At 65.0% G+C, this 19,838-nt stretch carries 19 protein-coding genes and 1 pseudogene; 19 read left to right on the top strand and 1 reads right to left on the bottom strand.

Going from position 1 to position 19,838, the window contains the following annotated elements; translation table 11 throughout:
• Positions 1 to 9 precede the first annotated feature (9 nt).
• From GM668_RS06050 to GM668_RS06030, 5 genes are read left to right on the top strand one after another with little or no spacing between them, the layout of a single operon-like run.
• Positions 10 to 1,656 (top strand): FAD-binding protein, encoded by a 1,647-nt coding sequence (locus GM668_RS06050; protein ID WP_155438031.1) that lies wholly within the window; start codon positions 10 to 12, stop codon positions 1,654 to 1,656.
• On the top strand, positions 1,643 to 2,392 hold the full coding sequence (locus tag GM668_RS06045) for an SDR family oxidoreductase (RefSeq protein WP_155438030.1): 750 nt from the start codon (positions 1,643 to 1,645) through the stop codon (positions 2,390 to 2,392). The genes GM668_RS06050 and GM668_RS06045 overlap by 14 nt, the downstream gene beginning before the upstream one ends.
• Before the next feature lie 10 nt (positions 2,393 to 2,402).
• The gene (locus GM668_RS06040) at positions 2,403 to 3,440 is read left to right on the top strand and encodes a ferredoxin--NADP reductase (RefSeq protein WP_155438029.1); all 1,038 of its coding nucleotides are present in this window, start codon (positions 2,403 to 2,405) and stop codon (positions 3,438 to 3,440) included.
• 3 nt (positions 3,441 to 3,443) lie between these two features.
• The gene (locus GM668_RS06035; RefSeq protein WP_155438028.1) at positions 3,444 to 5,045 is read left to right on the top strand and encodes a FadD3 family acyl-CoA ligase; all 1,602 of its coding nucleotides are present in this window, start codon (positions 3,444 to 3,446) and stop codon (positions 5,043 to 5,045) included.
• Between the two features lie 60 nt (positions 5,046 to 5,105).
• The gene (locus GM668_RS06030; RefSeq protein WP_155438027.1) at positions 5,106 to 5,282 is read left to right on the top strand and encodes a hypothetical protein; all 177 of its coding nucleotides are present in this window, start codon (positions 5,106 to 5,108) and stop codon (positions 5,280 to 5,282) included.
• 84 nt (positions 5,283 to 5,366) lie between these two features.
• On the opposite strand, the gene GM668_RS06025 is transcribed toward GM668_RS06030, so the two are convergent.
• On the bottom strand, positions 5,367 to 6,341 hold the full coding sequence (locus GM668_RS06025; protein WP_155438026.1) for a flavin reductase: 975 nt from the start codon (positions 6,339 to 6,341) through the stop codon (positions 5,367 to 5,369).
• Positions 6,342 to 6,517: 176 nt separating this feature from the next.
• Here GM668_RS06025 and GM668_RS06020 point away from each other — a divergent pair, with 176 nt between their 5' ends.
• The 14 genes and pseudogenes from GM668_RS06020 to GM668_RS05960 all read left to right on the top strand — a co-directional run bounded on the left by GM668_RS06020 (position 6,518) and on the right by GM668_RS05960 (position 19,781).
• The gene (locus tag GM668_RS06020) at positions 6,518 to 7,414 is read left to right on the top strand and encodes a VOC family protein (protein WP_155438025.1); all 897 of its coding nucleotides are present in this window, start codon (positions 6,518 to 6,520) and stop codon (positions 7,412 to 7,414) included.
• A 10-nt stretch (positions 7,415 to 7,424) separates the two neighbouring features.
• The gene (locus GM668_RS06015) at positions 7,425 to 8,300 is read left to right on the top strand and encodes a CoA transferase subunit A (RefSeq protein WP_155438024.1); all 876 of its coding nucleotides are present in this window, start codon (positions 7,425 to 7,427) and stop codon (positions 8,298 to 8,300) included.
• A 10-nt stretch (positions 8,301 to 8,310) separates the two neighbouring features.
• Positions 8,311 to 9,072, top strand: a complete 762-nt coding sequence (locus GM668_RS06010; protein ID WP_155438023.1) for a CoA-transferase subunit beta — start codon at positions 8,311 to 8,313, stop codon at positions 9,070 to 9,072.
• Entirely contained in the window at positions 9,069 to 9,971 is a 903-nt protein-coding gene (locus GM668_RS06005; RefSeq protein ID WP_155438022.1) for an enoyl-CoA hydratase, read from the top strand. The genes GM668_RS06010 and GM668_RS06005 overlap by 4 nt, the downstream gene beginning before the upstream one ends.
• Positions 9,968 to 11,065 carry an NAD(P)H-dependent flavin oxidoreductase gene (locus GM668_RS06000; protein ID WP_155438021.1) on the top strand — a complete coding sequence of 366 codons (1,098 nt, stop codon included), beginning with the start codon at positions 9,968 to 9,970 and terminating at the stop codon, positions 11,063 to 11,065. Before GM668_RS06005 ends, GM668_RS06000 begins: the two co-directional genes overlap by 4 nt.
• Entirely contained in the window at positions 11,062 to 11,835 is a 774-nt protein-coding gene (locus GM668_RS05995; RefSeq protein WP_155438020.1) for an enoyl-CoA hydratase family protein, read from the top strand. Before GM668_RS06000 ends, GM668_RS05995 begins: the two co-directional genes overlap by 4 nt.
• A 1-nt stretch (position 11,836) precedes the next feature.
• Positions 11,837 to 12,994: an acyl-CoA dehydrogenase family protein gene (locus GM668_RS05990; protein ID WP_155438019.1), complete on the top strand. Its 1,158-nt coding sequence runs from the start codon at positions 11,837 to 11,839 to the stop codon at positions 12,992 to 12,994.
• A gap of 10 nt (positions 12,995 to 13,004) precedes the next feature.
• The gene (locus GM668_RS05985; RefSeq protein ID WP_155438018.1) at positions 13,005 to 14,063 is read left to right on the top strand and encodes an acyl-CoA dehydrogenase family protein; all 1,059 of its coding nucleotides are present in this window, start codon (positions 13,005 to 13,007) and stop codon (positions 14,061 to 14,063) included.
• Positions 14,060 to 15,214, top strand: a complete 1,155-nt coding sequence (locus GM668_RS05980; RefSeq protein WP_155438017.1) for an acetyl-CoA C-acetyltransferase — start codon at positions 14,060 to 14,062, stop codon at positions 15,212 to 15,214. Before GM668_RS05985 ends, GM668_RS05980 begins: the two co-directional genes overlap by 4 nt.
• Before the next feature lie 88 nt (positions 15,215 to 15,302).
• Entirely contained in the window at positions 15,303 to 16,178 is an 876-nt protein-coding gene (locus tag GM668_RS05975; RefSeq protein ID WP_155438016.1) for an SDR family oxidoreductase, read from the top strand.
• Positions 16,108 to 17,322, top strand: a pseudogene (locus tag GM668_RS31085) (acyl-CoA dehydrogenase family protein); the annotation flags it as partial. The gene GM668_RS05975 and the pseudogene GM668_RS31085, both read left to right, overlap by 71 nt.
• A 72-nt stretch (positions 17,323 to 17,394) precedes the next feature.
• Positions 17,395 to 18,528 carry an acyl-CoA dehydrogenase family protein gene (locus GM668_RS31080; RefSeq protein WP_371868648.1) on the top strand — a complete coding sequence of 378 codons (1,134 nt, stop codon included), beginning with the start codon at positions 17,395 to 17,397 and terminating at the stop codon, positions 18,526 to 18,528.
• Positions 18,525 to 19,313 (top strand): SDR family oxidoreductase, encoded by a 789-nt coding sequence (locus tag GM668_RS05965; protein ID WP_155438014.1) that lies wholly within the window; start codon positions 18,525 to 18,527, stop codon positions 19,311 to 19,313. The genes GM668_RS31080 and GM668_RS05965 overlap by 4 nt, the downstream gene beginning before the upstream one ends.
• A gap of 9 nt (positions 19,314 to 19,322) precedes the next feature.
• Positions 19,323 to 19,781 carry a MaoC family dehydratase gene (locus GM668_RS05960; RefSeq protein ID WP_155438013.1) on the top strand — a complete coding sequence of 153 codons (459 nt, stop codon included), beginning with the start codon at positions 19,323 to 19,325 and terminating at the stop codon, positions 19,779 to 19,781.
• Positions 19,782 to 19,838: the final 57 nt, after the last annotated feature.

Below are 19,838 nucleotides of genomic sequence, written 5' to 3'. Positions count from 1 at the left end.
GAGCGGGCCATGGACCAGCCATTGCAGCTAAGCGCCACTGCTTGTCACATCTGGGATGACGAGTGCGATGTGCTGGTGCTGGGCTTCGGCGCTGCCGGAGCCTGTGCGGCGCTGGCCGCGTCGGAAAGCGGCGCGCGCGTGCTGGTGCTGGACCGCTTCAACCGGGGCGGCGCCAGCGCCAAGAGCGGCGGCGTCGTCTATGCGGGCGGCGGCACGCCGCAGCAGGTTGCAGCCGGCGTGCAGGATACACCGCAAGCCATGTTTGACTACCTGTGCCAGGAAACGGGCGATGCGGTCAGCGCCGCCACCTTGCGGGCTTTTTGCGAAGGCAGCCGCGATATGGTGGCATGGCTGTCGGGCCATGGCGTGCAATTCGATTCCGCCATGCCGCCCGTGAAAACGTCGTATCCGCAAGACGGCTATTACCTGTATTACTCGGGCAGCGAAGCGGTGCCCGCATTTGCGCAGCATGCAAAGCCGGCGCCGCGCGGCCACCGCGTCAAAGGCAGCGGCATGTCCGGCGCCGTGCTGTTCAAAGTGCTGCGCGAAGCAGTAGCGCGCGCCGGCATTACCGTACAGGGACTAACCACCGCACGCCGCCTGATCACTGACCGCGCGGGCCATGTCATCGGCGCCGAAGTGGGCCAGTTGAGCGGCATGGCAGGCTGGCTGCACCGTCAGCTGGAGCGCTTTGCCGATGCGTCGCACAACCTGGCGCCCGGACTGGCCGATGGCGCACGCGCCGCGCTGGCCGCGCTGGAATCGCGCTACGCGGCAGTGCGCCACGTGCGCGCCCATGGCGGCGTCGTGCTGGCGACCGGCGGCTTTATTTTCAACCGCGCGATGCTGGGGCGCTACGCTCCCCGCTACCTGCGCGCGTGGCGGCTCGGCACGACAGGCTGCACCGGCAGCGGCATTGCGCTGGGCGAATCCGTGGGCGGCGCCAGTTCGCACATGCACAAGGTGTCCGCCTGGCGCTTCATCAACCCGCCATTTGACTGGGCGCGCGGCATCGTCGTGGACCGGTCGGGACAGCGCATTTGCAATGAAGAAGTCTACGGCGCGCGTCTTGGCCACGCGATGTGTGAACAGGCCGATGGCCGCGCGTGGCTGATACTCGACAGCCGCTTGCGCAGCGCGGCATTGTGCGAATGCCGCAGCGGCAAGCTGTGGCTGTTCCAGAGCGGCCCGGCCATGCTGCTGATGCTGTTTGGCGCCGTCAAGGCAGCCAATGCCGCCGCGCTGGCGGAAAAACTCGGCATGCCCGCCGCGCAATTGCAGCAGACCGTTGACGCGTATAACGCGGCAGCGCGCGGCGATGCGGCTGATGCGCTGGGCAAATCCAAGGCCATGCTGGCGCCGCTGGAAGGTCCGCTGTATGCGATCGACATTTCCATGGACAGCAAATTATTCCCGTGCCCCGCCATCACGCTGGGCGGCTTGCGCGTCAATGAAAACACGGGCGCCGTGCTGCGTGCCGATGGCCGCGCCATTGGCGGCCTGTATGCGGCCGGGCGCACGGCATTGGGTATCGCATCGAATCAATACGTCAGCGGCTTGTCGCTGGCGGACTGCGTGTGGTCCGGCCGCCGTGCCGGGACCGCCGCACAACTATCCAATTTAAAACAACGAGGAGACAAATATGGGCAGGGTTAAGGGAAAAGTCGTACTGGTCACCGGCGCGGCCAGCGGCGTAGGCCGTGAAAACGCAATACTGCTGGCAGCCGAAGGCGCCAAGGTGGTGCTGACGGACGTAAATGAAGCGGGCGTGCAGGCAGTGGCGGCGGAAATCGGCGACAACGCCTATGCGCTGGCCCACAACATTGCCAGCGAAGGCGACTGGCAGCGCGTGGTCGTGGCGACGCTGGAGCGCTTTGGCCGTCTCGATGTGCTGGTCAACAATGCCGCCATCCTGGCCATGGGCACGATCGAGTCCACCACGCTGGAAGACTGGCAAAAAATACAGCGCGTCAATGCGGAAGGCTATTTCCTTGGCTGCAAATACGGCGTGCAAGCGATGAAGCAGCACGGCGGCGCCATCATCAACATGGCTTCGCTGGCGGCGCTGGCCGGCATGGCGCACTTCTGCGCCTACAGCGCATCGAAAGGCGCGGTGACGGCGCTGACGCGCAGCGTGGCAGCACACTGCAAGCAGCAGCGCTACAACATCCGCTGCAATTCCGTACACCCGGACGGCATCCTGACGCCGATGGTGACGAATTTGATGGGCGCGGCAAGCGCGGAAGTCAACGTCGAAGGCGACCCGATGGCCCGTATGTGCCTGCCCAGGGACATCGCCAACCTCGTGCTGTTCCTTGCGTCGGATGAATCGCGTTTCATCAACGGTTCGGAACTGCGCATAGACAACGGCCAGTTGTCCATCGATTCGTAAGGAGGCCAGCATGAACGCCGCGCTGCCTACCTACCACGCGTTGAAGGTCGCCCGCATCGTGGCGGAAACCGCCGATGCGACGTCGGTCGAACTGGACGTGCCGCCCGCGCTGGCGCCGCTGTTTGACTACCGGCCCGGCCAGTTCCTGACGTTGCGGGTCGCGCATCCGGACGGCGAGCTGGCGCGCTGCTATTCACTGTCCAGCAGCCCGGGCATCGATGCGAAGCCGCGCGTCACCATCAAGCGGGTGGCGGGCGGCCGGGCGTCGAACTGGCTGTGCGACCAGCTGCAGGCTGGGGCGCAGGTAGACGTGATGGCGCCCGCCGGTGTCTTTGTGCCGGCGCGGCTGGACGGTGATTTCACGTTATTGGCAGGCGGCAGCGGCATTACGCCGATGCTGTCGATCATCAAGGCCGTGCTGGCGAAAGGCAGCGGCAGGATCTGGCTGCTGTATGCCAACCGCGATGCGGACGCCATTATCTTCCGCAGCGAGCTGCAAGCGCTGGCGCAGCAATACCCGCAGCGGCTGGTGGTGCAGCATTGGCTGGACCAGGTGCAGGGCATCCCCAGCCTGGAACAAATGCAGGCGCTGCTGGCCCGCCATGGCGCGGACCAGTATTTCATTTGCGGCCCCAAGCCGTTCATGGATGGCGCGCAAGCGGCATTGAAGGCGCTGGGCGTGGAACGCGGCAAGGTGCGTGTCGAGCGGTTCGTGTCGCTCGATGCACCGGGCGCCATGCCGGAAACCATTGAATTGTCCGGTGACGTTCCCGGCGCGGCGCTGTGCGTGTCGCTGGATGGGGAGGAACACCGTTTGACCGTGCCGCCCAACGCCACCTTGCTCGACGCCATGGCGGCCGCCGGCCTGAATCCGCCGCACTCGTGCCGCAGCGGTTCGTGCGGCGCCTGCATGTGCAAGGTGGAGGAGGGCAGCGTGACCTTGAAACTCAACGCAGTGCTTGACGATGACGACCTGGCCGATGGCTGGACACTGGCTTGCCAGGGCGTGCCTGCCAGCGCCGCGCTGCGTATCCGTTTTCCCGATTAAATCATGAACCATTCCAACTCCTTGCTGGCCAGTGAACCCGCGGCTGCGCAGACGACGCCGCAAATGCTGTCTGCCGCCGCCGCGCGCTGGCCGCTGGCGCGCGCCATGTATGAACCCGGCCACACGCTGACTTATGCCGGCCTCGATGCGCTGCGCTGGCAAGCCACGCGCGCGCTGATGGCCTCCGGCATCGAACGGGGCGACCGCGTCGCGATCTGGGCGCCGAATAGCCACCAGTGGATTGCCGCAGCGTTGGCCATTCACAGCGCCGGGGCCGTGCTGGTGCCTGTCAATACGCGCTTGCGCGGCATCGAGGCAGGCGGCATTTTGGCCGACAGCGGTGCGCGCCTGCTGTTTTGCGCGGGCGACTTCCTCGGCGAATATTACCCGGCGCTGCTGGACGGCCACCGTCCCGCCACCTTGGAAAAGATCGTTGTGCTGGGGACGGCGCGCCCCGGCCCCGGCGTCGAAGACTGGTTTGACTTCCTGGCCCGCGCGCACTGCGTGCGGTGGGAACAGGCGGCGGCCCGCGCTGCGGACGTCAAGCCGGGTGACTTGTCGGATGTGATGTTCACTTCCGGTACCACGGGGCGGCCCAAGGGCGTGATGGCGGCGCATGGGCAAAACTTGCGCGCCATTGCTTCGTGGGGCGCGGCAGTGGGGCTGCAGCCGGGAGAGCGCTACCTGATTGTGTCGCCGTTTTTCCACGCGTTTGGCTATAAAGCCGGCTGGCTGGCCGCGCTGATGCATGGCTGCACTATCGCCCCCCACCAGGTGTTCGATGCGCAAGCGATCCTGGAACGCATCGCGGCGGAACGCATCCACGTGCTGCCTGGGCCGCCGACGTTGTACCTGTCGATGCTGGCGCATCCTCAACTGGCGCAATACGACCTGTCCAGCCTGCGTGCCGCCGTGACGGGCGCCGCCGCCATTGCGCCATCGCTGATCGAGCGGATGCGCAAGGAATTGGGTTTCCGCACCGTGCTGACGGGTTACGGCCTGACGGAATCGTGCGGTTTCGCCACGCTGTGCGATGGCCGTGACACGGCGGAACTGGTCGCAACGACCTGTGGCCGCCCCATGCCGGGCGTGGAATTGCGCTGCGCGGATGCCGAGGGCCATGCCGTGCCGCCCGGCGTTGCGGGCGAAGTGCAATTGCGGGGCTACAACGTCATGCAAGGGTATTTCAATGACGGCGCCGCGACCGCACGCGCACTGACCGAAGACGGCTGGCTGCGCACGGGCGATATCGGCGTCATCGACGAGCAGGGTTACCTGCGCATCACGGACCGGCTGGGCGACATGTATATCTGCGGCGGTTTCAATTGCTATCCCGCTGAAATCGAACGGCTGCTGGCTGCGCATCCGGCCATCGCCCAGGTGGCCGTGATTGGCGTGCCGGATGAGCGGATGGGAGAAGTGGGTAAAGCGTGCATCGTGCTGCGGCCCGGCGCCAGCCTTGCGGAAGGGGAGCTGATTGCGTGGGCACGGGGGCAGATGGCCAATTACAAGGTGCCGCGCGCCGTGGACTTCCTGGACGCGCTGCCGCAAAACGCTTCGGGCAAGGTATTGAAATTTCAACTGAAGCAAAGCGCCCCGGCTTGACGGAACATGCCGCAAGCCGGGGCGGCACAAAGACCCGGCACTTATAAAGGAGACACCAACATGACTACCTTGCCCAGCGCTGCGGTACAACTGGAATCCGTCTTGCGCACCATTATGAATGCCTTGATTTCTCCGGGAGCGTGGCTGCTGGACAGTTGGCCGTCGCTGCTGGTGGCGACGGGGATGGCGGCGGCTGCGGCGTCGCTGGCTTTCTTGTTGAGGAGGCAGATCGGATAAAGACCGGCAGCCCGCGCCATAGGCCGCGGGCAGGACCCGGCCAGCATGGATCCCCGCGCTCGCGGGGATGACACGTTCCCGGTATCAAGCCGTCCATGGGTGCGCCAGACCAGGATCCGTATGCAAAATAAACTGCTTCAGCAAGTTCTTCAGCGCCGCCGCATCCGCTTCCCCCAGCTTGCCCAGCATATCGGCTTCCAGCGCCTTGGCCGCTGCAATGATGCGCAACGTCAGCGCCCGTCCTGCTTCGCTCAGGTAGCACAGCTGCTGGCCGGCCGGACCGGCCGTGCGCACATAACCCTTCACTTCCAGCCGCGCAACCAGCTGCGGCGTCACCTGGTGTCCCGTGTACGAAAAGCGCTCATTGAAATTCGCAATGCTGCGCCCATCGCGCACCACCAGCACGCTTAGCACGAAATATTCGCAATCGCTAAGCCCATGCTGCTGCAAGTGGCTGCGCAACTGGCTGTAGAACTGGAAATGCGCACGCGCCAGCAGGTAGCCGGTGAAATTCTCGCTGAAGCTGGCGTCTTCATCCTGCACATCGTCCGTCAATGCTTGCGCCGCGGTCTTGGCCGTCGCAACCGCATAGCGGCCTGCCTGGAACACCAGCGGCGGCGCATCGCGGCGGTCCATGGCAATGACTTCGCCGACAAAAATAATGTGGTCGCCCCCTTCATACTGGAACGCCGTGCGGCATTGCAGCCGCGCCACGCAGCCCGTCAGCAGCGGTACGCCGCCCGCGCCGTGCTCCAGGTTCAATCCGGCGAATTTATCGGCGCCGCTCTTGGCAAAGCGGTTCGACAGCGCGTCCTGGTCCAGCGCCAGGATGTGCACGGCGAAATTCTGGCTCTGCGTGAATGCCGTCAGGCTGCGGGAACTCTTGGCAAGACTCCACAGCACCATGGGCGGGTCCAGCGACACGGAATTGAAGCTGTTGGCGGTCACGCCCACCGGGGCGCCATCGCTGCCTACCCCGGTAATGACGGTCACGCCGGTGGTGAACGCGCCCAGCGCCTTGCGGAATTCCTGTTGATCGAACGGGGTATCGGTTGCCATGGCAATGTCTCCTGAGGTGAGTGTACGCACTATACGGACCAGTTTCGCGCTCCGGCATGGCGCAGGCATCGTCTGGGCGGACTACCCCGCCACGGCTAGTCTTAAAAGACGATGTTGCCTCTTTTGCTTTTCCCCAGAATCGGTTCCATCTGCTAACAAATTCAAGGGGTGCAAGCATGATCGAACTACGTGGACTGGGGTATATCGTGGTGGAATCCACCAATACCGCGGCGTGGCGCCAGTACGGCGAGCAGGTGCTGGGCATGATGGCCTCCGACGCTCCTGATGGCGGCCTGGCGCTGAAAATGGATGAGCGGGTCAGCCGCATCCATATCGTCAACGGTGAACAAGACCGCTACCTGGCGTCGGGCTGGGAATTGGCCGGCGAACAGGCGTTCCAGGCTGCCCAGGATTCGCTGCGCAAGCGCGGCGTGCCATACCAGCTGGCCGACAGCGCCATGTGCGCGCTGCGCCACGTGCAGCAAATGCTCACCGTGACCGACCCTTCCGGCAACCGCCATGAACTGTACTGGGGCGTCAAATCCGACTTCCGCCGCTTTACGTCGCCGATCGGCGTAGCCGGTTTCGTCACGGGGGAGCTGGGCCTGGGCCACGTGGTGCTGCCGGCCCCTGACTTTGACGCCACCTATGGCTTCCTGAAAGACGTGCTGGGTTTCGGCCTGTCCGATATGTTCCGCATGCGCTTTACGCCGGATCCGGCTGAACCTGAAAAGCGCATCTATTTCCTTCATTGCGCCAATGGCCGCCACCACAGCCTGGGTATTTTCGACATGCCATCGGCGTCCGGCTGCGTCCACGCGATGGTGGAAGTGCAATCAATGGATGAAGTGGGCCGTGCGCTGGACCGCGTGCGCCAGCATGGCGTGAAAATGTCCGCCACGCTGGGCCGCCATTGCAATGACCGCATGACGTCGTTCTACATGAAAACGCCGGGCGGCTTCGATATGGAATATGGCCACGGCGGCCTCGTGGTCGACTGGGAGCAGCACAGTGTGTATGAAGCCACGGCAGTCAGCCTGTGGGGCCATGACTTTTCCATCGGTTTTCAATAAGGGGGCGCTCATGGACAAGCAATTATCTGCTGCCGAAGCCGTGGCGCAACTGGAAGACGGCATGACCATCGGCATTGGCGGCTGGGGCCCGCGCCGCAAGCCGATGGCGCTGGTGCGCGAATTGCTGCGCTCTCCCGTCAAGGATTTGACCGTGGTGGCGTATGGCGGCGCCGACGTCGGCATGCTGTGCGCTGCAGGCAAGGTCAACAAGCTGATTTTCGCATTCGTGTCGCTGGACTTCATTCCACTGGAGCCGTATTTCCGCGCCGCCCGCCAGCAGGGCGCCATCGACGTGATGGAAATCGATGAAGGCATGCTGCTGCTGGGCTTAAAGGCTGCCGCCATGCGCATCCCGTTCATCCCGACTGCCGTCGGATTGGGCACGGATGTGCTGCGCCACAGTCCCGGCATCGCCGTCATTGATTCGCCTTACGACAGCAAGCAGTGGGTGGCGATGCCCGCGCTGAAGCTCGATGCGGCGTTGCTGCACGTGGACCGCGCCGACGTGCGCGGCGTGTGCCAGGTCAAAGGGCCGGACTTGTACATGGATGACTTGTTTGCCCGCGCGGCCCGCCGCACGTACGTGTCATGCGATGAACTGGTGGACAGCAGCTATTTCGCCGATGGCGAAGAAGCGCGCCACGTGCACTGGGAACGCGCAGTGACCACGGCAGTGGTCCATCTCCCTTGCGGCGCCCACCCCACGTCGTGCGCGCCGCTGTATGGCTTCGACCAGGCCCACTTCAGGCAATACGCGGCAGGCGCCCGCGAGCCGGACGGCTGGCAGCAATACCACGAGCGCTACATCGCTTGCGGCGAGGACGAATACCTGCGCCGCGTGGGCGGCATCGACGCAATCCGCAAGCTGGCCTTGCCCGTGTTTTAAGGAATTCAACATGACTACCACCTTGATCGATACCATAGTCTGCGCCGCGGCGCGGGCCTGGCAGGGCGATGGCGAAGTGCTGGCGACGGGCATCGGCGTGTTGCCGCGGCTGGCCGCGTCGCTGGCCATGAAGTCCGTCAACCCGGATTTGATGATGACGGACTCCGAAGCGTGGCTGTTGTCCGAGCCTGCACCTTTAGGCCCGCGTGGCGGCTACCAGCTGAAGCGCGAAACGTGGATGGGCTTTGCCCGCATCTTTGACAACGTGTGGAGCGGCCGCCGCCACGCGATGGTGGCGCCCACGCAAATCGACCGCTTCGGGCAAGCCAATATCTCGATGATCGGCAACGATTACAGCAAGCCTGCCGTGCAAATGCTGGGCGTGCGGGGCTTCCCGGGCAATTCCATCAGCCATGCGAATTCCTTCTTTGTGCCGAACCATAGCCGCAAAGTGTTTGTCGAAGGCGAAGTGGATATGGTGGCGTCGATCGGCTATAACCCGGCGCGCCTGCCGCGCGGCTACCAGCTCGACGACATCGCCATCCGGTTCGTTGTCACCAACCTGTGCGTGATGGATTTCGGCGGCCCGCAAAAGCAGATGCGCATCGTGTCGCTGCATCCCGGCGTCACGGCGCAGCAGGTGCAGGACGCCACCGGCTTTCCGCTGCATTTGCCGGACGTCATTCCGGAAACCGCTGCACCGTCCGGTGCGGAGCTGGCGCTGATTGCGCAGCTCGATCCCCATAACCTGCGTGCCACGGTGCTGGCATGAATACGCTGGCCGATACCCAATTCGTCGAGCGCGAAGACACGTCCGTGTATGAGACGGGTGAGCCCGTGCTGTATGCGGCGGCGGACGGCATTGCCACGGTCACGCTGAACCGTCCGCAATTCCACAATGCACAGAATTCGCAAATGACGTACGCCTTGGACGCGGCGTTCCAGCGCGCCGTCGATGACGACCAGGTCAAGGTCATTGTGCTGCGCGGCGCGGGCAAGCATTTTTCTGCAGGCCATGACATCGGCACGCCGGGCCGGGACATCAATAAATCGTTTGACCGCGTGTCGGGCTGGTATGACCACGTCAACAAGCCGGGCGGCGAGTTCCTTTATGTCCGGGAACAGGAAGTTTACCTGGGCATGTGCCGCCGCTGGCGCGATTTGCCCAAGCCGACCATCGCCATGGTGCAGGGCGCCTGCGTGGCGGGCGGCCTGATGCTGGCGTGGGTATGCGACCTGATTATCGCGTCGGAGGACGCCTTCTTCAGCGATCCTGTCGTGCGCATGGGCATTCCCGGCGTCGAATACTTTGCCCACCCGTTTGAAATGCATCCCCGCATTGCCAAGGAATTCCTGTTTCTCGGCGAACGCATGGGCGCCACCCGCGCCTGTGAACTGGGCATGGTGAACCGCGTCGTGGCGTCAAGCGGGCTGGAACAGGCCACCTACGATATCGCGCGGCGCATTGCCGCCATGCCCCGCATGGGCCTTGCGCTGGCCAAGCAAGCCGTCAACCACGCGGAAGAACTGGGCGGCAAGCGCGCCGCGATGGATGCGGCGTTTGGCTGGCACCACTTTGCCCATGTCCACAATGAACTGGTGTCCGGCGACAAGCTGGGCGGCTACGATGCGCGCGGCATGGCCGCGTCGCAGCGCGGAGACAACAAATGAGCGGACCACTCGACACGGTGCTGTGCCGGATACTGGGCTGCCGTTATCCGATTGTGCAAACGGCAATGGGCTGGGTGGCCGATGCAAAACTGGTGGCGGCCACCGGCAATGCCGGCGGCTTCGGCTTCCTGGCCGGCGCCACCATCGAACCGGACCAGCTGGAAGGGGAAATCCTGCGCGTGAAAGCGCTGACGGATGCGCCATTCGGCCTGAACTTCCATATGTTCCAGCCGAATGCGCAACAAGCCATCGATCTCGCCATCAGGCATAAGCTGCGCGCCGTCAGCTATGGCCGGGGCCCGGACAAGCGCGCCATTGCGCGCCTCAAGGATGCCGGCGTGCTGTGCATGCCGACCGTGGGCGCCGTCAAGCATGCGCAAAAAGCCATTGAACTGGGGGCCGATATCGTGACCGTGCAGGGCGGCGAAGGCGGCGGCCATACGGGTTCCGTGCCGACCACGCTGCTGTTGCCGCAAGTGCTGGACGCCGTGCAAGTGCCGGTGGTGGCAGCCGGCGGCTTTTACGATGGCCGTGGCCTGGCGGCAGCGCTGGCCTATGGCGCGGCCGGCATTGCCATGGGCACGCGCTTCCTGATGACGACGGATTCCCCCGTGCCGGCCGCCACGCTGGCGCAATACGTGGCCGTGCGCGACCCGGCCGCCATCCGCGTGTCGCTGGCCGTTGATGGCTTGCCGCAGCGGATGATAGCCAACCCCTACCTGACCCACCTGGAACAGGCAGGTACGTTGAAGCGCGTATTGCTGGCGCTGGGTACGGCGCAGCGCTGGCGCAAGCATACGGGCATGGGCTGGGGCGCCATGCTGCGCACGGCCGCGCTGGCGCTGCGCGGCGAAGGCATGAATGCCGCGCAAACGCTGATGGCCGCCAACGCGCCCGTGCTGATCCAGCGCGCCATGGTCGATGGCATGCCGGATGAAGGCGTGCTGCCCAGCGGGCAGGCGGCGGCGGCCATCGGCAGCCTGGAATCGTGCGCCACGCTGATTGAACGCATTGCGGCGGATGCTGAACAGCGATTGTCCGCCTGCTTTACCTCGAATTTGATGAACGACACCACCCGGAGGCAAACCGCATGAGTAATCCATTTCAAATCACGGTCGCGGACGGCATTGCCGAACTGGTGATCGACAGGCCGCCGGTCAATGCGCTTGACTGCGCGGGCTGGCAATTGCTGGCCGATACGCTCGACGCGCTGGGCTTGCGCGGCGACGTGCGTGTCATCGTGCTGCGCGGCGCCGGCCGGGGCTTTTGCGCCGGCGTCGATATCAAGGAACTGGCGGCCCATCCGCAGCGCATCGTCGCCGTCAATGCCGGCAACTACGCGTCGTTCCGCGCCGTGCACCGCAACCCCAAGCCGGTCATCGTGGCGGTGCATGGTTTCGTGCTGGGGGGCGGCATCGGCTTGTCCGGCGCAGCCGACATCGTCGTGGCTTCCGAATGCGCGCGTTTCGGCGTGCCGGAAATCGACCGCGGCGCCATGGGCGGCGGCGCGCATTTGCAGCGCCTGTTCCCCGTGCAAAAGGTGCGCCACATGTACTTCACGGGCGAAATGATCACGGCGCACGAAGCGTACCGCCTCGGCTCCATCGAGCGCGTGGTGCCGCTGGCGGACTTGCGCGAATCCGCGCTGGAAATTGCCCGCAGCATTGCCGCCAAGAGCCCGCTGATGGTGCGCCTGGCCAAGGAATCGCTCAATGGCGTGGAAGACGGCAGCCTGGAAGACAAGTACCGCTGGGAACAGGGCTTCACGCTGCAGGCTTACATGAGCGCGGATTCCGGCGAAGCGCGCGCCGCCTTCGTGGAAAAGCGCGGCGGGCAATTTGCTGGTGCGGAAAACGGAGGCTGACATGGACTTGCGCTATACCGATGCGGAACGCGCGTTCCGCGCTGAAATCCGCGAGTGGCTGGCCAAACACGTACCTGCCAGGCCGTTGAAAAGCTTTGATACGGAAGAAGGCTTTGCCGAGCACCGCGCGTGGGAACGGACGCTGTATTCGGGCCGGTGGAGCATGGTCACGTGGCCGCGCGAACTGGGCGGCCGTGGCTGCAGCCTGATTGAATGGCTGATTTTCGAGGAAGAATACTGGCGCGCCGGTGCGCCGCTGCGTGTCAACCAGAACGGCGTGTTCCTGCTTGGGCCGACCCTGATGGACGTGGGCACGCCGGAACAGCAGGCGCGCTTTTTGCCGCGCATCGCGTCCGGCGAAGATATCTGGGCGCAGGCGTGGTCGGAGCCCAATGCCGGTTCCGACATGGCGGCGATCCGCTGCAGCGCGCGGCTCGACGGCGACCACTACGTCGTCAATGGCCAGAAAATCTGGTCCACCCGCGCCGTCTGGGCTGACTGCGCGTTTGGCCTGTTCCGTACGGACCCGCAGTCGAGCCGCCACCATGGCTTGTCGTTCCTGCTGACGCCACTGGACACACCAGGCATTACCGTGCGCCCGATCCGCCAGTTGAATGGCCAGACGGGGTTCGCAGAAATCTTCTTTGACGACGTCCGCATCCCCGTCGCCAACCGCCTGGGCCAGGACGGCGCGGGCTGGCAAGTTGCGATGGCAACGGCGGGCTTTGAACGGGGCTTGATGCTGCGCTCACCGGCGCGCTTCCAGGAAACCGCACGTGCATTGGCGGCGCTGTACCACCAGCAGGGCTGCCATGACGGCGCGCTGGCGGACGACGTGGCGCGCGGCTGGATGGATGCGGAAGCGTATGCACTGTCGACTTACATGACGGCCAGCCGCCTGCAAAAGGGCGGCCACATCGGCGCGGAATCGTCGACCAACAAGGTGTTCTGGTCTGAGCTGGATATCCGCCTGCATGAAACCGCGCAGCGCCTGGCCGGCCCATTTGCCGAGCTGACGGCCGGCGCGCCGCTGGCGCTGGACCATGGGCGCTGGCTGGAAGGCTACATGTTCGCCCAGTCCGGCCCGATCTATGCGGGCACCAACGAAATCCAGCGCAACATCATTGCGGAACGCATGCTGGGCATGCCGCGCGCATAAGGAGGAATTCATGGATTTTACGTTTGCAGAAGACCAGGTGCTGCTGGCCGACGCCGTGCGCCGCTTCCTGGTCAATGAAGTGTCGCCGGAATTGATACGCGAACTATGGAACCGCCCCGGCGGCCGTTCGCAGGATTTGTGGAAGCAGCTGGCGGAACAGGGCTTGACCGGCCTGTCGGTGCCAACGGAACACGGCGGCATGGGCATGGGCGACGTGGATTGGATCTTGCTGGCGCGCGAATGCGGCTATCACGGCGTGCCTGCGCCGCTGCTGGAATCGTCGTGGGTGGCGGCCGGCTTGCTGGCGCAATTGCCGCCCAGCGAATTGCGCGGCCGTACCTTGGAAGGGATTGCGGACGGCAGCCTGCGCGTGGCGCTGGGCCATGCGCATAGTCCGCTGGTGGCCGACGCGGACCAGGCCAACCTGGTGCTGCTGGAGCGCGACGGCCGCCTGTTTGCCGTGCCATCGAGCCGCATCGCAATGACGGCGCAGGCGAGCATCGATCCGTCGCGCCGCCTGTTTACCGTGCAGTGGGATTGCGAGCCGCAATATTGCATCGCCGAACAGGCAGCCGGTTTGATGGAACAGGCTTTCCAGCGCGGCGCACTGGCCGCCAGCGCGCAATTGCTGGGCCTCGCGCAGCGCATGCTGGACCTGGCCATTGATTACTCGGCGCAGCGCAAGCAGTTCGGCAAGCCGATCGGCATCAACCAGGCGCTCAAGCACCACCTGGCCGACGTGGCCGTGAAACTGGAATTCGCCCGCCCGGTCGTGTTCCGCGCCGCGCATGCGATTGCAAATGGCGCGCCGGAATGCGCGGTGCACGTGTCGCATGCCAAGGTGGCGGCCAGCGAAGCGGCGCTGCTGGCCGCGCGCAACGCCATGCAAGTGCACGGCGCCATGGGCTACACGTGGGAAATGGACTTGCAGATATTCATGAAGATGGCCTGGGCGCTGGACGCCGCGTGGGGTGACCGCAGCCTGCACCTGGCGCGGGTGCGCGCCCATGTGCTGGCGCAAGACGCCGCGCTGGGGCCGGGCTGCACCTTCAAGGAGGAACAACAATGAAACGAACGGACGCATATATCGTCGATGCGCTGCGCACGCCCGTGGGCAAGCGGCGCGGCAGCCTGTCGCACATGCATGGCGCGGACCTGGGCGGCTTTGTATTGAAAGCGCTGGTGGAGCGCAACGGCATTCCCGCGGAAGACTATGACGACGTCGTATTTGGCTGCGTCGACACCATCGGCCCGCTGGCCGGCAATATCGCCCGTTCCAGCTGGCTGGCGGCGGGCCTGCCGTTGAGCGTACCCGGCGTGACGGTGGACCGCCAGTGCGGCTCGTCGCAGCAGGCGCTGCACTTTGCCGCGCAAGCCGTGATGAGCGGAACGCAGCACGTGGTGGTGGCGGGCGGCGTGCAAACCATGAGCAGCATCCCGATTTCGTCGGCCATGGTAGCGGGCCAGGCGCTGGGCTTTGCCGATCCGTTTTCCGGCAGCACGGGATGGCAGGCGCGCTTTGGCAACCAGCCCATGTCGCAATTCCATGCGGCGCAAATGATTGCCGAGCGGTGGCATTGCAGCCGCGCGGACATGGAAGCGTATGCGCTGGAGAGCCATCGCCGCGCGTTGCTGGCGGTCGCCGAAGGGCGCTTTGAACGTGAAATCGTGCCGTGCGCGGGACTGTCGCATGACGAGACGCCGCGCACTACGTCGCTGCAAAAGATGGCGGAACTGGAGCCGCTTGGGGAAGGAAGCTGGCTGACGGCCGGTGTCGCCAGCCAGACGTGCGACGCGGCGGCTGCGTTGCTGGTGGTGTCGGAAGAAGCGCTGAAGCGCTACAGCCTGGCGCCGCGCGCCCGCATCCACCACTTGTCCGTGATGGGCGACGACCCGGTTTGGATGCTGACGGCGCCAATTGCCGCCAGCAAGAAAGCGCTGCAGCGCTGCGGCATGCGCTGGGGCGATATCGACCTGGTGGAGGTCAATGAAGCGTTTGCCAGCGTGGCGCAGGCGTGGCTGAAAGAGACGGGCTATCCGCATGAGCGCACCAACGTCAACGGCGGCGCCATTGCGCTGGGCCACCCGCTGGGCGCAACAGGAGCGCGGCTGGCCACGACCTTGCTGCATGAACTGGAACGCACCAATGGCCGCTTCGGCCTGCAAACCATGTGTGAAGGCGGCGGACTGGCGAACGTCACCATCATTGAACGTATATAGGGCTTCGCTTCGCCAAGCCGCTCCCACGTGATAAGGGGAGATTGACTGGCGAACGTGACCATCATTGAACGAATCTGAGGGCGGCATCATGAAAATCTGTAATGGCAGGACTGTGATTGTGACGGGCGCCGGCGGGGGCTTGGGACGTGCTTATGCGCTGGCGCTGGCGCAATCGGGCGCCAATGTCGTGGTCAACGATATCCGCGTGGAAGCGGCGCAGGCAGTCGTGGACGGCATCGCGGCGCAAGGCGGCGTGGCGCTGGCCAATGGCGGCGACATCACCAGCATGGCAGGTGCGGAAAGCATCGTGGCGGCGGCGGTGGCGGCCTATGGCGAAGTACATGCGGTCGTCAATAATGCGGGCATTTGCCGCGACCGCATGTTTGCCAGCATGGGCGAATCGGACTGGGATGACGTCATGCGCGTGCATTTGAAAGGGCACTTTTGCCTGGCCAATGTGCTGGCGCGGCGCTGGCGCGATGCATCGAAGGCGGGCGAGCCGGTTGCGGGCCGCATTATCAACACGAGTTCCGGTGCGGGGCTGGCGGGATCGGTCGGCCAGTCGAATTATTCTGCAGCCAAGGCGGGGATTGCCGCGCTGACGCTGGTGCAGGCTGTTGAACTGGCGCGCTATGGCGTGACGGCCAACTGCCTGGCGCCGGCCGCACGCACCGGCATGACGGAAGACGTGTTTGCGGCCATGATGAAAGCGCCGGAACGGGGCTTTGACTACTACGACCCGGCCAATGTGGCGCCGCTGGTCGTGTGGCTGGCCAGCGAAGCATCGTCGGACGTGACGGGCCGCACGTTTGAAGCGGCAGGCGGAAAAATTTCACTGGCTGAAGGCTGGCAGGTTGGCCCGGCCCGCGACAAAGGCGCGCGCTGGCTGCCGCATGAAATTGGCGGCGCCGTGGCGCAGCTGGTGGCGCAGGGCCGCGCGGCGCAGCCAGTCTACGGCGCGTGAGGCCATCATGGACTTCACGCTCAATGAAGAACAGCAAATGATACGGGACGCCGCCAGCGCCTTCCTGGGTGAACGCAGCAGCTCGGCCAGCTTGCGGGCCGTGCTGGACAAGGCATGCGAAGCGGCCGGCGGTACCGGCCTGGCCGCCGGCTCGGCCCATGATGCGGCGCTGTGGCAGGAAATGGGAACATCGCTGGGCTGGTGCGCGCTGACCGTGCCGGAATCCAGCGGCGGCATGGGGATGGGGCAAGTGGAGCGCGCACTGTTGATGGAACAGATGGGCCGCCGTTTGCCCGCCGTGCCGTACTTTGCCAGCGCCTGCCTGGCAGCCGATGCGCTGCAGTATGGCGCACCGCAGGCAGGCCGGCATTGGCTGGAACAAATGGCGGCGGGCGCCGTGACGGCAGCGCTGGCATTGCCGCAACTGGCGCGCTGGGATGCCGCCGATTGCAAGGCCGTTGCGCAGCGCGCCGGCCATGGCTATGTATTGAATGGCTCGTTTGCGCAAGTGATGGGCGGCGCGCAAGCGGATGTGCTGCTGGTGCCCGCCTGCACGGACGAAGGGGGGATTGCGCTGTTTGCCTTGCGCCGCGCTGCGCAAGGCGTCGATGTCACGCCGCTGAACACGCTGGACATGACACGTCCCATCGCGAGTATGCAATTAACGAACGTGCAGGTGAGCGCGGATGCCTGGCTGGCAGCGGGGGAGGCATTGCAGGACGGCTTGCGCCGCACGGCCACCCTGGCGGCGCTGGCGCTGGCGGCGGAACAGGTCGGGGCGGCGCGCCAGTGCCTGGAACTGACGCTGGCGTATGCCGGCGAGCGCGTACAGTTTGGCCGCGCGATAGCGTCGTTCCAGGCCGTCAAGCACCGCTGCGCGCACATGATGGTGGCGCTGGAATCGGCGGCGTCGATGGTGTATGGCGCGGCGCGGCTGGCGGACAGCGGCGGCGATGGCCTGGAAATGGACGTGGCCTGCGCCAAGCATGCGGCCAACCACGCACTGTTCTTTTGCGCGCAAGAGGCCATCCAGCTGCATGGCGGCGTGGGCTTTACGTGGGAATATGACCCGCACCTGTACTTCAAGCGCGCCCAGGCTGCGCGCAGCTGGTTTGGCAGCGATAGTGCATGCCTGCAGCAGGTGGCCCAGCAATTGGCCGACGGCGCGGCGCCAGCGCCTGAAGGCCACGCAGCGCACAGTGAATTCGAACAGTGGCTGGAAGCGCAACTGTCCGGTGAATTCTCGCCACTGCGCCACCGTGGCGGCCCAGGTGATGAAGATGCGTTCCCGGAAGAACGCAAGCAGTGGGAACAGGCGCTGGCCCGGGCCGGGTGGACGTGCGCCGGCTGGCCCAAGGAATACGGCGGCCGGGGCCTATCGCTGTCGGAGCAGGTGGCGCACCACGAACAATATGCACGGGCTGGCGGGCCGGGACGGGCCGGCCATATCGGCGAAGGCTTGATCGGCCCGACCTTGATTGCATTGGGCACGCCAGACCAGCGGCAGCGCCATTTGCCGGGCATCGTGGCAGGAACCACGCTGTGGTGCCAGGGTTATTCCGAACCCAATGCGGGTTCCGACCTGGCCAACGTGCAGACGCGCGCCGTGCGGGATGAAGCGACGGGCGACTGGATCGTCACGGGCCAGAAGGTGTGGACGTCGCTGGCCCACGAATCGCAATGGATCTTTGTCGTGGCCCGCTGTGAACCGGGTTCGCGCGGCAGCAAAGGCTTGATTTTCCTGCTGATGCCGCTCGACCAGCCGGGTATCGGCATCCGTCCGATCCGCCAGATCAGCGGCAGCGCTGAATTCAATGAAGTGTTCTTTGACGGCGCCCGCGCCAAGGCATGCGACGTCGTCGGCAAGCCGGGTGAGGGCTGGCGCGTGGCGATGGCGCTGCTGGGCTTTGAGCGGGGCTTGTCTACGCTGGGCCAGCAAATGCAATTCATGCATGAGCTGGACCTGGTCATTGCCACGGCCCGCGAAAACGGCGCGTGGCATGACCGCGCTATCCGCGACCGCCTTGCCCGTGCGTGGATCGGCTTGCGCACCATGCGCTGCAATGCGCTGCGCATGCTGTCCGGCGCGGACAGCGGCCGGCTGGCGCCGGAATCGCTGATTTACAAATACCACTGGTCGAACTGGCACCGCGACCTGGGCGAACTGGCGATGGATGTGCTGGGCGCGGAAGGCAACGTCGTTGGCGATGACCATCACCGCCAGCGGCTGCAAACGCTGTTCCTGTTCAGCCGCGCCGACACGATCTATGCCGGTTCCAATGAAATCCAACTCAACATCATTGCCGAGCGTGGCCTCGGCATGCCAAAAGAAGCAAGGGGTAACGTATGAAACCTGCAATCCCGGAATATGTCCAGGGCCACGGCCTGCTGGCCGGTCAATCCGTATTGATCACGGCAGCGGCCGGCGGCGGTATCGGTTTTGCCGCTGCCCGCCGCGCTGCGGAAGAGGGCTGCCGCGCGCTGATGATTTCCGATATCCACCCGCAGCGGCTGGAAACCGCCGTTGCGCAATTGCGTGAACAAACGGGCCTGCAGGAAGTCTATGGCCAGCTATGCGACGTCACGCAGGAAGAGCAGGTGCAGGCACTGATTGCGAAGGCGGAAGAGCGCTTGAATGGCGCCGATGTACTGATCAATAACGCGGGCCTGGGCGGCAGCCGCCGCGTGGTGGACATGACAGATGCGGAATGGAGCCGCGTGCTGGACATCACTTTGACGGGGACGTTCCGCATGACGCGCGCCATGCTGCCTGCCATGCAGCGGCGCGGCAAAGGCGTCATCGTCAATAACGCCTCCGTGCTGGGCTGGCGCGCGCAGAAGGAACAGGCGCATTACGCGGCTGCCAAGGCTGGCGTCATGGCGCTGACGCGCTGCAGCGCGCTGGAAGCGGCGGAGTACGGTGTGCGCATCAATGCCGTGGCGCCCAGCATTGCGCTGCACGATTTCCTGCGCAAGGCCGCGCCCCAGGATTTGCTGGACCACCTGGCGTCGCGCGAAGCGTTTGGCCGCGCGGCGGAAGTGTGGGAAGTGGCCAACGTCATGATGTTCCTGGCCAGCGATTATGCATCGTACATGGTGGGCGAAGTAGTGCCGGTCAGCAGCCAGCATGCTTAGGAGCGCGGCATGAGCACAATTTTATGCAGCAGCGGCGAATTCCTGTCCGGTGTGGGAAAGGAACTGGGCGCCAGCCCGTGGCTGACGGTGGACCAGCGCCGCATTGACTTGTTTGCGGAAGCGACGGGCGACCACCAGTGGATCCACGTCGACCCCGTGCGGGCGGCGGACGGTCCGTTTGGCGCGTGCGTCGCGCACGGCTATTTGACGCTGTCGCTGGTGAACCTGTTTTTGCCGCAAGTGCTGACAGTCGAGGGCATGACGATGGGCGTCAATTATGGCTGCGAGCGCGTGCGGTTCCCTGCACCGCTGCGGGTGGGCAGCCGGGTGCGGGGCGTATGCCAACTGGTGCATGCGGAAGCGCTGACCGGCAACGGCGTGCAAGCCACGGTCCGCGTGACGGTGGAAATCGAAGGCCAGCCCAAGCCAGCCTGTGTCGCGGATGCGATCAGCCGCTATTACTTTTAAGTTCATGGGTGCAGGGCCTTGAGGCCCGGCATCCTCATCTTTGGAACAAGGAGTTCA

The sequence above is a fragment of the Pseudoduganella ginsengisoli genome (assembly GCF_009720865.1).
GTDB lineage: Bacteria > Pseudomonadota > Gammaproteobacteria > Burkholderiales > Burkholderiaceae_D > Rugamonas > Rugamonas ginsengisoli.
Note: the sequence above shows the minus strand (reverse complement) of the source record. Positions and strands in the feature narration are given on the sequence as shown.

Bases quoted from the DNA above. Each gene is read 5' to 3' on its own strand.
- GM668_RS06045 (WP_155438030.1), top strand. From the start codon at position 1,643: ATGGGCAGGGTTAAGGGAAAAGTCGTACTGGTCACCGGCGCGGCCAGC.
- GM668_RS06010 (WP_155438023.1), top strand. From the start codon at position 8,311: ATGACTACCACCTTGATCGATACCATAGTCTGCGCCGCGGCGCGGGCC.
- GM668_RS05965 (WP_155438014.1), top strand. From the start codon at position 18,525: ATGAAACCTGCAATCCCGGAATATGTCCAGGGCCACGGCCTGCTGGCC.
- GM668_RS06005 (WP_155438022.1), top strand. From the start codon at position 9,069: ATGAATACGCTGGCCGATACCCAATTCGTCGAGCGCGAAGACACGTCC.
- GM668_RS06025 (WP_155438026.1), bottom strand. From the start codon at position 6,341: ATGGCAACCGATACCCCGTTCGATCAACAGGAATTCCGCAAGGCGCTG.
- GM668_RS06020 (WP_155438025.1), top strand. From the start codon at position 6,518: ATGATCGAACTACGTGGACTGGGGTATATCGTGGTGGAATCCACCAAT.
- GM668_RS06030 (WP_155438027.1), top strand. From the start codon at position 5,106: ATGACTACCTTGCCCAGCGCTGCGGTACAACTGGAATCCGTCTTGCGC.
- GM668_RS05960 (WP_155438013.1), top strand. From the start codon at position 19,323: ATGAGCACAATTTTATGCAGCAGCGGCGAATTCCTGTCCGGTGTGGGA.
- GM668_RS05975 (WP_155438016.1), top strand. From the start codon at position 15,303: ATGAAAATCTGTAATGGCAGGACTGTGATTGTGACGGGCGCCGGCGGG.
- GM668_RS05995 (WP_155438020.1), top strand. From the start codon at position 11,062: ATGAGTAATCCATTTCAAATCACGGTCGCGGACGGCATTGCCGAACTG.
- GM668_RS06050 (WP_155438031.1), top strand. From the start codon at position 10: ATGGACCAGCCATTGCAGCTAAGCGCCACTGCTTGTCACATCTGGGAT.
- GM668_RS06015 (WP_155438024.1), top strand. From the start codon at position 7,425: ATGGACAAGCAATTATCTGCTGCCGAAGCCGTGGCGCAACTGGAAGAC.
- GM668_RS05985 (WP_155438018.1), top strand. From the start codon at position 13,005: ATGGATTTTACGTTTGCAGAAGACCAGGTGCTGCTGGCCGACGCCGTG.
- GM668_RS05990 (WP_155438019.1), top strand. From the start codon at position 11,837: ATGGACTTGCGCTATACCGATGCGGAACGCGCGTTCCGCGCTGAAATC.
- GM668_RS06040 (WP_155438029.1), top strand. From the start codon at position 2,403: ATGAACGCCGCGCTGCCTACCTACCACGCGTTGAAGGTCGCCCGCATC.
- GM668_RS05980 (WP_155438017.1), top strand. From the start codon at position 14,060: ATGAAACGAACGGACGCATATATCGTCGATGCGCTGCGCACGCCCGTG.
- GM668_RS06000 (WP_155438021.1), top strand. From the start codon at position 9,968: ATGAGCGGACCACTCGACACGGTGCTGTGCCGGATACTGGGCTGCCGT.
- GM668_RS06035 (WP_155438028.1), top strand. From the start codon at position 3,444: ATGAACCATTCCAACTCCTTGCTGGCCAGTGAACCCGCGGCTGCGCAG.